Source organism: Mesorhizobium carmichaelinearum (assembly GCF_900199455.1).
GTDB classification, from domain to species: Bacteria; Pseudomonadota; Alphaproteobacteria; order Rhizobiales; family Rhizobiaceae; genus Mesorhizobium; species Mesorhizobium carmichaelinearum.
The window spans coordinates 77,195-90,365 of sequence record NZ_FZQR01000019.1 but is presented as its reverse complement, the minus strand read 5'-3'; the positions used below and the strand labels follow the sequence as shown (position 1 = coordinate 90,365).

General features: G+C 63.0%; 14 protein-coding genes. 7 read left to right on the top strand and 7 right to left on the bottom strand.

Translation table 11 applies throughout. The features are described from left to right. Nucleotides 1-128: 128 nt before the first annotated feature. On the bottom strand, nucleotides 129-1,562 hold the full coding sequence (locus CKW40_RS31420) for an amidase (RefSeq protein ID WP_244571363.1): 1,434 nt from the start codon (nucleotides 1,560-1,562) through the stop codon (nucleotides 129-131). Nucleotides 1,563-1,702: 140 nt separating this feature from the next. Here CKW40_RS31420 and CKW40_RS31415 point away from each other — a divergent pair, with 140 nt between their 5' ends. Both CKW40_RS31415 and CKW40_RS31410 read left to right on the top strand, forming a co-directional pair. Continuing rightward, complete coding sequence (locus tag CKW40_RS31415; RefSeq protein ID WP_244571362.1) at nucleotides 1,703-2,479, top strand: helix-turn-helix transcriptional regulator; 777 nt, start codon at nucleotides 1,703-1,705, stop codon at nucleotides 2,477-2,479. Nucleotides 2,480-2,586: 107 nt separating this feature from the next. After that, entirely contained in the window at nucleotides 2,587-2,832 is a 246-nt protein-coding gene (locus tag CKW40_RS31410; RefSeq protein WP_095203628.1) for a hypothetical protein, read from the top strand. Nucleotides 2,833-2,886: 54 nt separating this feature from the next. Here the strand turns inward: CKW40_RS31410 and CKW40_RS31405 are convergent, their stop codons facing one another. The 5 genes from CKW40_RS31405 to CKW40_RS31385 form a co-directional block, all read right to left on the bottom strand. After that, complete coding sequence (locus CKW40_RS31405; RefSeq protein ID WP_095203660.1) at nucleotides 2,887-4,218, bottom strand: APC family permease; 1,332 nt, start codon at nucleotides 4,216-4,218, stop codon at nucleotides 2,887-2,889. Between the two features lie 198 nt (nucleotides 4,219-4,416). Beyond that, nucleotides 4,417-5,331 (bottom strand): nucleoside hydrolase, encoded by a 915-nt coding sequence (locus CKW40_RS31400; RefSeq protein WP_095203627.1) that lies wholly within the window; start codon nucleotides 5,329-5,331, stop codon nucleotides 4,417-4,419. A gap of 81 nt (nucleotides 5,332-5,412) precedes the next feature. Then, nucleotides 5,413-6,402, bottom strand: coding sequence for an ABC transporter substrate-binding protein (locus CKW40_RS31395; protein ID WP_095203626.1), 990 nt, complete (start codon nucleotides 6,400-6,402; stop codon nucleotides 5,413-5,415). Nucleotides 6,403-6,451: 49 nt separating this feature from the next. After that, nucleotides 6,452-7,273: an ABC transporter permease gene (locus CKW40_RS31390; protein WP_095203625.1), complete on the bottom strand. Its 822-nt coding sequence runs from the start codon at nucleotides 7,271-7,273 to the stop codon at nucleotides 6,452-6,454. Between the two features lie 68 nt (nucleotides 7,274-7,341). Continuing rightward, the gene (locus CKW40_RS31385; protein WP_095203659.1) at nucleotides 7,342-8,145 is read right to left on the bottom strand and encodes an ABC transporter ATP-binding protein; all 804 of its coding nucleotides are present in this window, start codon (nucleotides 8,143-8,145) and stop codon (nucleotides 7,342-7,344) included. Nucleotides 8,146-8,277: 132 nt separating this feature from the next. On the opposite strand from CKW40_RS31385, the gene CKW40_RS44350 reads away from it, so the two are divergent. The 4 genes from CKW40_RS44350 (at nucleotide 8,278) to CKW40_RS31370 (ending at nucleotide 11,882) form a co-directional block, all read left to right on the top strand. Then, a complete protein-coding gene (locus tag CKW40_RS44350) occupies nucleotides 8,278-8,574 on the top strand; it encodes a LysR family transcriptional regulator (protein ID WP_198421174.1) in 297 nt (98 codons plus the stop codon). Nucleotides 8,575-8,614: 40 nt separating this feature from the next. Next, on the top strand, nucleotides 8,615-9,205 hold the full coding sequence (locus CKW40_RS31380) for a LysR substrate-binding domain-containing protein (protein WP_244571361.1): 591 nt from the start codon (nucleotides 8,615-8,617) through the stop codon (nucleotides 9,203-9,205). A 362-nt stretch (nucleotides 9,206-9,567) separates the two neighbouring features. Beyond that, nucleotides 9,568-11,160: a tyrosinase family protein gene (locus CKW40_RS31375; RefSeq protein ID WP_095203624.1), complete on the top strand. Its 1,593-nt coding sequence runs from the start codon at nucleotides 9,568-9,570 to the stop codon at nucleotides 11,158-11,160. Beyond that, a complete protein-coding gene (locus CKW40_RS31370; protein ID WP_095203623.1) occupies nucleotides 11,160-11,882 on the top strand; it encodes a copper chaperone in 723 nt (240 codons plus the stop codon). The genes CKW40_RS31375 and CKW40_RS31370 overlap by 1 nt, the downstream gene beginning before the upstream one ends. Before the next feature lie 42 nt (nucleotides 11,883-11,924). On the opposite strand, the gene CKW40_RS31365 is transcribed toward CKW40_RS31370, so the two are convergent. Further along, nucleotides 11,925-12,395 carry an NUDIX hydrolase gene (locus CKW40_RS31365; RefSeq protein WP_095203622.1) on the bottom strand — a complete coding sequence of 157 codons (471 nt, stop codon included), beginning with the start codon at nucleotides 12,393-12,395 and terminating at the stop codon, nucleotides 11,925-11,927. 186 nt (nucleotides 12,396-12,581) lie between these two features. Here CKW40_RS31365 and CKW40_RS31360 point away from each other — a divergent pair, with 186 nt between their 5' ends. Then, on the top strand, nucleotides 12,582-13,112 hold the full coding sequence (locus CKW40_RS31360; protein WP_095203658.1) for a sterol desaturase family protein: 531 nt from the start codon (nucleotides 12,582-12,584) through the stop codon (nucleotides 13,110-13,112). Nucleotides 13,113-13,171 lie beyond the last annotated feature (59 nt).

Here is a 13,171-nt window from a genome sequence, read left to right as displayed (position 1 = left end):
GCGCTCCCGGCGCGACCCTATGTGATTGCCCCGAGCGGACCACTCCCTTACCAAGGGAGTGCTCTATCACTGAGCGATCGCAGCCGCCGATAGCGGGGTAGCGAAGTGATCCGGACCGGATCGTGTCGTCAGACGGCTTGTCGCTCACCGAAGCCAAGTGAAGTCGCATTGAGGCCAGCGACCGCCAGCAGCGCCTCCACCGCCGCCGCCATCGACAGCACCTGCTCATCCGCAAAGCGTTTGCCGACGATCTGCAGGCCGACCGGCAACCCGTCCGACGCGAACCCGGCGGGCAGCGACAGCGCCGGCAGTTGCGGCAGCATGTTGAAAGGGCAGGTCAGGTCCAGGCCCTTGAAGCGGCCGTCGGGCAGCGTCGCGACATAGTCGTCGTCGGTCTCGGCCACCGGCGGCGCGGTGATGGCGCAGGTCGGGCACAGCAGCGCGTCATAGCGCTCGAAAAGCCTCGCCATGTCCTTCCACATTGAAGTCCGCAGCAGCTCGACCCGCTTGTAGGCGGTGGCGTTCATCGCCAGCCCGCGTTCGATCATCGAGACCACCGATGGGTCCATGTGGTGGCGATGACCGGCAAGCTCGTCGCCGAAGAAGGCCGACATGAAGACGCACCAGAGATCGAACCACTCGTCGTTGACGGCGCGCGTCCAGTCCATCGGCACCTCGTCGACGATGGCGCCGGCGCGCCGCATCTCGGCGACGGCTTGCCGGATGACGGCTTCGACCCGCGGCTGGATTTGGTAGTAGCCGAGGTCGAGCGACAGCGCGAAGCGCTTGCCTGCGAGACTGCCCATCCGCGCGGCCGCACCGTCAAAACCGATTGGCAGCGAAGCGATGTCCTCGTCGCTGCCGCCCGCTGTCGCCTGCATGAAGGCGACGGCATCGGTGACGCTGCGTGCCAGCGGCCCGAAATGCGAGATGTTGTCGAACACGCTGGGCAGGATGGTCATCGGGATGCGGCCGAGGCTTGGCTTCAGCCCGACGACGCCGCAGAAGGCGGCGGGAATGCGCACTGAACCGCCCATATCCGTGCCCTCGGCGAAGGGCACGACGCCGGTCGCCACCGCCACGCCCGCACCGCCGGAGGAGCCGCCGCTGGTGCGCTCCGGGTTCCACGGATTGCGCGTCACGCCCCAGCGCGGACTGTTGGTGAAGGAGGAAAAGGCAAATTCCGGCGTCGTCGTCTTGCCGATCAGGATCGCGCCGGCCGCTTGCAGGCGGCGGATGCACAGCGCTGTCTCCTCGGGCACCCAATCTCCCTTCGTCCAGGAGCCCAGCGTCGTCAAATCGCCTGCTGTCGGCGTCAGGTCCTTGGCCGCGAACGGCACGCCGTGCAGCGGCCCGGTGGCCTCGCCGCGCGCCACGGCGCGGTCGGCCAGCCGGGCGGCCTCCAGCGCCTGCTCCTCGCGGATGACGGCGAAGGCGTTGAGCCTCTCGCCGACGGCCTTGGCGCGGCGGATGGATTCGCCCACCGCGGTCTCGGCGCTGAAGGCGCCCGAGCGGATGCCATCGGCGATCGCGTTGGCGGTCAGATCCAGCGGATGGGTCATGGGTCCAATCTCCTCAATGGCTGTCATGCGGCGCGCCTTTCGCTTCCGGCAGGCGCCTGTGATGGGCGATAGATGCTTGTACTGGCGACGCGTACCTGTGCAATCTCGCCAGCGCCGCAAGCATGAGGCCCGCCATTTCGATGAAATCCGCCGACAAAGGCTCGCATCCGTCCTTCGATGCCTGGAATGCCGGCCTTGGTGCCGCGGCGGCCGCGATCGGCTCGCGCGGATTTGCCGATGCGCTGGCGGCTGCACTGCGGCTGCTGACGCCCTTCCAGATGATGAACGGTTTTCTCTATTCGCCTGCCGGTCGCGCCTTCGACCTCTACAATGAGAAGATCGTCGCCGAGCGTTCGATCATCGTCGACCGTTATCTCGCCGGCGCCTATGTGCTGGATCCGTTCTACGATGCGGTTCGCGGCGATGGCGCCGAGCGCATGATCGTCATGCGGGAGCTGGCGCCCGATGATTTCGCGCACACCGAATATTATCGGCGGCACTATGCGACGACCGAGATCGGCGACGAGATCGGTTTCGTGCTGAAGCTGGAGAACGGCTTTGCCGGCGTGCTGTCGCTGTCGCGGACCGGTGCGGCACCGCTGTTCGCCGGGGATGAGCTGGAGGGGCTGAGATCCGCCGCTCCCATCGTCTGCGCGCTCGCGGCCCGGCACTGGTTTCATGCTCCGGGCCTCTCGCTCGACATCAAGAACGCGGCTCCGGCGGCGCGGATCGAGCATCCGCTGCTGACCCGCCGCGAGCTCGAGATCGTCACGCTGATCCTCAAAGGCCATTCCAACCTCTCGCTCGCCGCCGTCCTGTCGCTGTCGCCCAACACGGTCAAGGTTCACCGCCGGCAAATCTATTCGAAGCTCGCTATATCCAGCCAGGCGGAACTGTTCCGGCTGTTTCTTGCCTAGGCGCAAAATCCAATCAGATGGCCGCCGCCAGCTTTGTGAACACACTCTCGACACCAATTGCTCGGCATCGGTGAGTTATGAATTCACTTTCGTGCCAGGAGTGACCGATGAGTAGCTCGCAGATGGAACGATATGTCTGGGCCTCTGTCGTTTATTACGCCGTGGCTGTGGTTGCCTCGGTGCTTCTTCTAGCTGCCGTCATGAGCAATCTCGGCGTTCTGTGGAGCGTGCTTGCCCTATTGGGCTATGTTGCCTTGATCGTATCTCTCCAGATATGGCGAAGCAGACGGCATCCGCGAAGTGTTTATCAAGTGGAATTGGCCAAACGGGATGCCGGGTTTTCCGATTCCTAACAACGAGATGAAGCGGCGGCCTGCACCGATGTGAGAAGGCCGCCGCCAGCGTTTCTATTCGGCGAAATCCATCTCCGGCGGCGCGACCTGGGAGAAGCTCGTGAGGTAGGCGAGATAGACGATGCCGACCGCCAGCCAGACCAGGCCGAGCACCTTGGCGTTCTCGTCGAGATTCCACAGCAGGAAGAGGTCGCAGACCGCGGCGAGCGCGGGGACGATCAGGCCGATCAGCACGCCGAGCGGACGCACCTGCTGGTCGCGCTTGAGGTAGAGCGCGATCACCGAGACGTTGACGGCGGTGAAGGCGAGGAAGGCGCCGAAATTGATGAAGGAGGTCGAGGTGGTGACGTCCATCGTCAGCGCCGCCAGGCCGACCACTCCGACCAGGATCAAATTGAGGATCGGCGTGTGCCATTTCGGATGCAGATTGCCGAAGAAGGAGACCGGCAGCACCGTGTCGCGCCCCATGGCGTAGAGCAGCCGGCCGACGCTCGCCTGCGCGGCAAGGCCGGAGGTGAACTGCGCCACGACCAGCGTCGCCAGGAAGATGGTGACGAACAGGTCGCCGCCGATCGCCTTGGCGATTTCGGTGGCGGCGGCATCGACCGAGACGAAGTCCATGCCGGGATGGGCCAGCTGCGTGATGTAGGCCGAGGCGATGAAGATCACGCCGCCGGCCAGCGCGATGATCAGGATCGCCTTCGGCATGGTGCGGCGCGCATCCCTGGTCTCCTCGGTCAGCGTCGACACGGCGTCGAAGCCGAGGAAGGAGTAGGCGGCGATGGCAGCACCCGCCACCGAGGCCGAGAACGGCACGCCGCTCTTGAAGAAGGGCGTGACCGAGACCAGGCCGCCGGGGCCGTTCAGCGCCACCACATAGCGGGCGGCGAGGACCAGGAAGGCGACGAGCACGCCGAGCTGCACCAGCATCAGGATGAAGTTGACGCGGTTGGCGAAGGCGATGCCGACGACGTTGACCACGGTCGTCACCGCGATGAAGCCGACGATCCACACCCAGGTCGGAACCGCGGGGAAGGCCGAGGCGAGATAGGCGGCACCGATCAGCCAGATCACCATCGGCAGGAAGAAATAGTCGAGCAGCACCGCCCACCCGACGAGGAAGCCGATGCTGGGGCTGATCGAGCGGCGGGCATAGGTATAGGCCGAGCCGGCAACGGGATAGACGCGCGCCATGACGCCGTAGCTGATGGCGGTGAGCAGGATGGCTGCGGCCGCCACGAGATAGGCCATGGCGGTGGTGCCCTGGCTTGCCGCGGCCAGCGCGCCAAAGGTGCCGAAGACGATCATCGGCGTCATATAGGCCAGGCCGAAGAGCACGACGGACCAGAGTCCGAGCGCGCGGTCGAGTTTGATTGTGTCTTGCATTGTTCCGCCTCCGGGGAGCTTGTTTCCGATGCTTTTTCCGGAGGCCGGCTGGCGCCTGGAGATCAGGCGTTGGCGGAGGCGCTCCGGTTGCATTTCTCGAAGTTGAGGCGGAGCATGACTTAGCCGGCGCAAGGCGACCATAACCCCAAGGGATTATGGGGGGAGGCGCTGTCCTACAGGATTGGACTGCCGAAGGCGCTACAAAAGCCGCAGCCGCTGGTCGATCAACTGGAACAGCCGCTCATCATCGACTTCGGTGATGACATGAACCGGCTGGCTCTTGCCGTCGCCGTTTTCGACCGCCCGCGTGCGGCCATAAGCGCCGGCCTGATCGCAGTCGACCTCGATCACCGCGTCGACACCATTGAACAAAGTCGGGTCGATCAGGAACGCCGTCACGCAGGGGTCGTGCAAAGCGGGATCGCCGCTGCCATAGCGGCGCATCATGGCGATCGCCGTCCGCATGATCGGGCTGGCGTCGCGCTCGAGCTGGTCGAAGCGCGCCTTGGTCAGCGTCGCGTGTCGGGTCACGTCCAATCCGAACATGGTCATCGGGATGCCTGACGACAGCACCACCTGCGCCGCATGCGGGTCGATCCAGATGTTGAACTCGGCATCGGTCGCAGTGTTGCCGGGGCTGAAGGCGGCGCCGCCCATGAAGACGATGGCCTTGATCTTGGTCGTTATGGACGGCTCCTTGATCAGCGCCAGCGCGATGTTGGTCATCGGTCCGATCGGGCAGAGCGTGATCTCACCCGGCTCGCGCAGGATGGTGTCGATGATGAAATCCACCGCATGCCGGCTCTGCGCCGGATGCGTGGCATCTGGCATGCCGAGGTCGCCAAGGCCGTCAGTACCGTGCACCGAGGCGCCGCGCTGCACGCGCGGCAGGATGATCGGCCGGCTGCAGCCGGCGCAAACCGGGATGTCCTGGCGGCCGGCCATGGCGGCGATGCGTAGCGCGTTGCGGGTCGTCAACGGCAGCGAGACGTTGCCGATGACCGTCGTGATGCCAACGATCTCGATCTCGTCGGGCGAGGCAAACGCCAGAAGCAGCGCGATGGCGTCGTCAACGCCGGGGTCGCAATCGATGATGATCCTGCTCTTGGCCATGCGTGATAAGTCCATTCTCTTGGTACTGGTAAGAGGGGCCGCCCCGGTGGAGTGGCCCTCGTTGTTCGAGCGACGCAGCGCTTATTTCAACAGTTCGTTGGTATAGTATTTCGAGGCCGGCAGGACTTCCTTGATCTGGTCGGTATCCTTCAGCGCCTGGGCGATCGGCAGCCAGTTCTTGTCTTCCTGCATCATGTAGCCGGTGTCGCCCTTCATCAGCGCGGCGGTCAGCTTCCAGCCGGAGAGATTGTAGGCGAGGCTGCCGCCTTCCGGATAAGCCTTGGTGAACATTTCGGCGGCTTCGTCGGGATGATCGGCGGCCCATTCGGTGGCCTTGATGGTGGCGCGCATCCACTTCTTGGCGATGTCGCCGTGGTCGGCGAGATAGGCGGTCGACGCCGTGTAGGTCCAGACCGGCACGTCGGGCGCGCCGGCGGCGGCACCCACCAGGCTGGTCGGGTCCTTCTTCAAGGTCTCCTGCACCTGCGGCACCAGATAGTTTTCCGTGTTGGTGGCGATGTCGATCTTGCCGGCGAGCAGCAGATTGGTGTCGGAATCCTGCGCGATGATCAGCTTGACGTCGTCCTCGGTCAGCTTGGCCGCCTTGAGCACGAAGGGCATCATCGCCTTGGTCCAGGAGTCGGTGTAGATGGCGATCGACTTGCCCTTCAGATTGTCGAGCGACAACGGCTCGCCGGGGCGGCCAAACAGGCCCCAATTGTTGCTCTTGGTGTAGAGGCCGATCGAGGTGATCGGGATGCCCTGGGCGGCGCCGAAGACGACATCTGTCGTGGCCTCGAAGCCAATCTCGGCCTGGCCGACGGCGAGCAGCCGCGCGGTGGTCTGCGAGTCCGGCGGGAAGATGACATCGACCTTGATGCCTTCGGCATCATAAAAACCCTTCTGCTGGGCGACCAGCGTCGGGATCAGTTCGAAATCGGCGCTCGCCCAGTCATAAACGAACCGGACGGTGGCGAGATCGGCGGCGCTGGCCGGAGCCGTGGCGAAGGCAGTTCCGAGAGCGAGCAGGCCGACGGTTGCCGAGATCATCCTGGTATAGGCACTGTGCATTGCATTCCCCTTTTTGGTTGTTGTCGACTGGTTGAAAACTGGTGGCGATTCACGCGGCGGCGCTGGCCTGCGCAGGCTTCCACTGCGCCCAGGCCGGTGCGGTGGAGCGCGAGCGCCAGGGCGTCATGAGGATCTCAAGCCCGAAGACAAGCAGGAACGAGCCGACGCCGATGACAGTGAGAAGCAGCATGGCGGCGTAGACGCCGGCGGTATTCATCTGCGCGTTGGCGGTGAGCAGGTAGGTGCCGAGCCCTTGCTTGGACGAGGCGGTCCATTCGCCGATGACCGCACCGGTCACTGCGTAGGTGGCGCCGATCTTGAGGCCGGAGAACAGCGGGCCGATGCAGGCCGGCAGTTTGACGATGGCGAAGGTGCGCAAGGACCCGCCGCCCATCAGGCGGGCGAGGTTGAGCATATCGCGGTCGACCGAGGCGAGACCGTCGAGCACATTGACCACGACCGGGAAGAACACGATCCAGGCGACGATGATCAGCTTGGGCATCAGGCCGAAACCGAAGATGATGACCAAAGGTGCAGCGATGGCGACGATCGGCACGGCCTGCGAAATGATCAAAGCCGGCATGACCAGGCGTTGCACGACGCGGATCTGCCCCATGGCGAGCGCAAGCACGAAGCCGATGGCGGCGCCGATGACATAGCCGATGGCGGTTTCGTAGAGCGTCTGGCCGGTCAGGACCGACAGCCGCGGCCAGTTGTCGAACAGCGTCGAGAACGCCTGGGCCGGCGGCGGAATGACATAAGGCGGCAGGCCGGTGACCCAGACCAGCAGCTGCCAGGCGACCAGGATCAGCACCATGGCCACGACCCAGATCAAGAACGGTCCCGCCGCTGCTCCAAACCGTGTGTTCATTGTCGTACTCCGATCCGCCTGAGGTCAGTGCCCGATGGTCAGTGCCCGATTGGTCGATGCCCAATCGGTCAGTGGTAGAGGTGCTGCATGATCTGCCGCTTCAGGCCGACGAAAGTGTCGGTCGTCAGCACTTCCAGCGGCCTGGGCCTGGGCAGGTCGACTTTGAGGATTTCGGCGATGCGGCCGGGGCGCGGCGTCATCACCACGATGCGGTCGGCGAGATAGATCGCCTCGTCGACATCATGGGTGACGAACAGGATGGTGCGCTTGAGGTCGCGCCAGAGCTGCAGCAGCCATTGCTGCATGCCAAGCCGGGTCTGCGCGTCGAGCGCGCCGAACGGCTCGTCGAGCAGCATGACCTGGCGGCCGGCGGCGATGGTGCGCATCATGGCGACGCGCTGGCGCATGCCGCCCGACAGCGCATGCGGATAATGGTTGAGGAAGTCGCCGAGACCGTAGCGGCTGGCCAGTTCGGCGGCCCCGGCCCGATCCCGCGCGGTGGCGCCGCGCGTCAGCGACGCGGCCAGCGTGATGTTGCCGAGCACGGTGCGCCAGGGCAGCATCAGATCCTTCTGCAGCATGTAGCCGACCTGGCCCGGCCGGTTGGAGACATCCTGGCCATCGAGCACGATCTTTCCCGACGTCGCCTTGAGCAGGCCCGAGACGACGTTGAACAGCGTGCTCTTGCCGCAGCCGGAGGCGCCGAGAATGCAGACGAATTCGCCATCGGCAATATTGAGGCTGACATCGCTGAGCGCGGTGACGGACCCGAAGCGGACGTTGAGGTTCTCGATGGATAACTTGGTCTGAGGCGACCTTCGTACTCCAGACGCTCCTCCAGCCGCTTGGGCTGAAGCACGCGATTGTCCCATTGCAGGTCCCCATGGCCGGTCTTTTTCTCCGTTCGAGGTCTCACAGGGGGGCATGCCGAACAAGAAGGTAGAACTTGTTTCCTTTTTAGTTTTACTGATGTATCGAGCCTCGATAAAATCGAGATTGTCCTGGTGACCAACCGTCTTCCCGCTCTGCGAGCCCTGCAGGCCTTCGAGGCTGTCGGGCGACTGGGCAGCGTCACTGCCGCCGCGCTGGAGCTCGACGTATCGCCCGGTGCCATCAGTCAGCACATTCGTGCGCTCGAACTGGACGTGAAGGTTTCGCTCTTCGAGCGGCAAGGGCGTAAACTGGTTATAACGTCCTGGGGCGAAATATACCTTGAACGCATTCGTGCGGGTTTCGACCACTTGCGCTTCAGCCCAGGACTCTCTCCAAAGAGCGCGCCTCAAATCAGGAATAGTGCTTAGCGCCCCTCCCTCCATCACCATTCGGTGGATCAGGCCCCTCATGGTCGAGTGGCACCGATTGTTTCCAGGCATAAATGTGCGGTTGATCGGGGAAGACGATGAACCGGTTCTTGCAGAAGCAGAGGTCGATTTTCGAATCTCGTACGGCACAGCGCGCCATCGCTACGCCCACTTTTCAGACCTGTTCTTCGATTCGGTTGCGCCGGTCTGCTCTCCCGCATTTCTCGCTGGTCACCCGGTATCAAGCCCGAATGATGTGCTAGGGGGTTCTCTCATTGGGATTGAGTGGCAACACCCACAGCAGTCCTCGCCGTCATGGTCCCACTGGGCCGGTCATGTCGGTTTGGCACCACCCGAGAAAGCCTGTGAATTGTCGTTTTCCCTTTCGAGCGCTGCCATCGACGCCGCGGCGAGTGATGGCGGTTTCGTGTTGGGACAAATGTCCATGGTCTCGGAAGAACTCGCCAAGGGAAGGCTGGTCGTAGCGTTCGACAACTGGATGGTTCTCCCAGAGCCTTATGCATTGGCATGGAATCCTGCGTCTCTCGATCGCCCCCATGTCAGGGCATTCCGGGATTTTCTCATCCGCGCTGGAAAAAACTTTAAGACACGGCCGGATCAGCGTCGCTGAAAGGTCAATCCGTTTTGGCAAAACTGCCGACGCATTCGCGCCGGACGGTGCTGACGGAGCTGGCAAGTTTGGCCGACGCCCCGCTTTTCGAATGGGACAGCGCGGCACTGCCACTTTCTGCATTTGCGCAAATATTGAAAGATGGCTCGCCAAGGCGAAGGCGACGGCAGCGGATTCCGCATCCTGTTGGCTCTCGATGTCATCGAGATTGCCCCTATCTGTTTGTTCGAGCATGATCTTTCCGAAATCAGCCCATCTTGTCGGTGGTCCGATAGATAAAATTTTTTGGAATTACTTTGAACAGACGTTTGGATTCAAATGGATTCGGGTCTCGTTCGAGCATATACTCTCCATGTTAAACAATGGGGGAGACGATGGCTCGAATTCGGCGAAACGTCTGGAGTCTTGCGCAGCCCTGGGATCCTGTTTTGCTGTGGTATGCTCGTGGCGTGCAGGCCCTTAAGGCGCGGCCGTTCCCGGATGTCACCAGTTGGCGATATCTTGCTGCAATCCACGGTATCGAAGAACAGATCTGGCGTGAGTTCGGCTGGCTCAAACCTGCCGAACACCTGCCGCAGACGCCTGAATTCAAGAACCAGGATCAAGGCCAGTGTCAGCATCACGGCTGGTATTTCGTACCCTGGCACCGCGGCTATCTCGCGGCGTTTGAGGCCATTGTCCGCGCCGCCATCGCGAAGTTGCCCGGTGCGCCGGCGGACTGGGCGCTGCCTTACTGGGACTACAACAGCAAGGCCGTCGCCAATCCCCGCGCTCTTCCTGAAGCCTTCGCAAAGAACGTCTGGCCCGATGGTGGCGACAATCCGCTGTTTGACAAACGACGCTATGGCCGCGGCGACGGCGTGGTGGTCATCCGGCCACAGGACGTCGATACCAAGACCGCGCTGACCGATGGGCAGTTCGAGGGCGTCACCAACGGTTCACCCGGCTTTGGCGGTGTGCGCACGCCGTTCCAGCATGACGCGGATCGCGATCACGAAGGCTGGCTCGAGCAGGTGCCGCATGATGTGGTGCACGGGCGAGTGGGCGGAAGCCAGGCCGGTCAAGACCCAAACGACTGGCGTTTCGCGGGCCTCATGTCGATGCCGGAGACGGCAGGGCTCGATCCCATCTTCTGGCTGCACCATGCCAATATCGACCGGCTGTGGGAGGTTTGGCGCAAGCGTGACGCACGTCACAAGAACCCGACCCTCTCCTCATGGCTCAATGGCCCGGCCGGGCGGCACAAATTCATTCTTCCGCAGCCCGATGGAACGCGCAAACGATTTGCGCCGAAAGATATGCTCGACACAACCGCACCACGGCTCAACTATGTCTATGAAGACACCAGTGATCCCTTTGCCGGGCAACAGCGCCTCGGCCTCAGGCTGAGAACGCTGAGTGTGATGATACCAGGCGCCCAAGGCGTTGCAGGTCCGGAGGTCAGTTCCGTGGCGAAAAAGCCGATCGTCGAATTGCTTGGCGCCAACGCCAAGGCCGTCACGCTCTCCAACGCGCCGACGTCAACGACAATCAAGGTCGACAAGCCGACCGCCCGCAAAGTCACCAACAGCTTCAAGCTGAACGAGTTCGCGGCGCGGTCCGTCCCTGAACCGGACCGCGTGTTTCTCAACCTGGAGAATATCACCAGCGACAACAATGCCGCCGTGTTCGACGTCTATGTCGGGCTGCCCGAAGGCGCCGACCCGGCGGCGCATCCCGATAACCGGGCAGGGGTGGTGTCGCTGTTTGGAGCGCGCGCCGCGACGAACATGGCCAAACCGCATGGCGGTTCGGGAATGACGAAAGTATTGGAAATCACCGACACAATCGACCGGCTGCATCTGTCCGGCAATGCCGACCTCAGCAATCTGTCCGTGCTGTTCGTGCCGGTGAGTTCCGTCGGAGTGGGAGGGGTCTCGATCAAGCGCGTGAGCATCTATCGTCAGTCGAGCTGATGCTGAGACAATGGCTACAGGCACGGGGTTTCGGCCCGCTCGGGCTTCTGCTCTGGAGCGTCAGCCTGTGTGCATGGCTGCTGATTGTTGGGGGTGACCGGCTTCATGTCGCGCTGCCGCTGCTGTGCGGCGGTCCGCCCAACGCCACAATTCCTCAAGGCGTGTTCGCTCTCGAATTCGCGATACAAACAGTCGGTTGGCCGGCGCTCGCTGGTGGATCGGTGCTGATGGTGATCGCGATGATGGCGCCGGCGCTCGCCGGACCGTTTCTGCATTTGTGGTATCGCTCGCTGTCACGGCATCGCTGGCGAGCGATCCTGCTCTTCATCGCCGGCTACCTGTTAATCTGGACGGTCGTCTGTGTGTTCCTGATCTTGACGGCCTACCTCCTGCACGGCTCGACGGGCTCGGAACTGGGCGCCGGGCTGGTGGTTGCCGCGGCAGGCCTGGCTTGGCAGGTCAGTCCGGCACGGGCACGTTGCCTTGCCCGATGTCACTTGCGTCCGCGGCTGTCGATCTTCGGCGCGGCGGCGTTCACCGACCCGCTGCTGTTCGGCCTCACCTTGGCCTGCTGGTGCGTGGCGACCTGCTGGGCGCTGATGCTTTTGCCGCTCTGCCTTGCCGATGCCCATTTGCCGTTGATGGCAGCGGGCGCGCTTCTCGTCGCCATCGAACGAACCAGGCAACCAAGGCCCGGCCGATCGGGTCTGGTCTTTCGATAGAAGTGGCGGCCTTGATCTAACAAGCCGGGAACAAATGAAAAGTCACCCGGCATCCAATTGCCTCGCCAAGTCAGCCAGCATGGGGCGCTGCCCGACAAGGATCTTGACCTCGGCCTCGGGTCGGCTGAACCAACCGGCTCTGTCGACCTCCGGAAATTCCTTCATCGACCCGGAGCGCGGCGGCCATTCCATGGTGAAATTGTTGCTCTTGATGGTGGCGACATCGATCTCGGCTTGGGCCTCGACGGACCAGGCGATGACGATCTTGCCGCCCGGCTGCTTGTAGTCGCCGAGGCGCGCGAAGGGGCCGTCGATTGTGATGCCGAGCTCTTCCCCGGTCTCGCGCCGCGCGGCTGCCAGTTCGTCCTCGCCCTCGTCGACGAGGCCTTTCGGGATCGACCAGGCGCCATCGTCCTTCTTCGCCCAGAACGGGCCGCCGGGATGAACCAGAAGCACCTGGATATCCCCATCGTTTCGACGATAAATCAGCAGGCCCGCACTGCGTTTTGCCATTTTTGCATGCCCGTTTGCGGCGCTGGTGCGAGATCGGCTGATTCTGGGTGGATCATGGATGCGATCTTGCACCGCGAAATTGCGACGCTATTTCAGATGCATCTGCATTGCACCTCACCCGCGAGTCCGGCAATCTGATAGCATCGTTTTTTGGGCGGCGTCGAGAATCAGGTGGGGGCGTCCGGAATGCAACTCAGTCTGATCGGCTACTACAGCGACTTCGTGGTTTATCCGCTGGTGATCGCCATTCTGGGGGTGGCCGGGCTGATCGAGGCCGGGGAAGAGAGCGCGCCGGAATGGATCGGCACGGTGCTATTCTGTCTCGGCCTGTGGACGTTGATCGAATACGTGCTGCATCGCTTCGTCCTTCATCACGTGCCCTACATCAGGGATCTGCACGACCGTCATCACGTCGAGGAGCGCAGTCCGGTGGGCACGCCGACCTGGCTCAGTCTCGGCGTGCATGCGTTGATCGCACTGCCCGTTTGGCTGATCTCGGATTTCGCGACCGCCAGCGCCGTCGGCTGCGGGCTGATGCTGGGCTATCTCTGGTACATCTCAGTCCACCACATGATCCATCACTGGCATCCCGCCCATCCCAGCTATCTCTACACGCTCAAGCGCCGCCATGCGGTGCATCACCATATCAACGACAACGCCAATTTCGGCGTGACGTCGCTGTTGTGGGACAGGATTTTCGGCACGGCGCGGCTTTGAGGGCAGGGCAGTAGGGGAGTAGGGCGGTCTTAGTAGCAAACGCACCAAAGGTGGCGCGG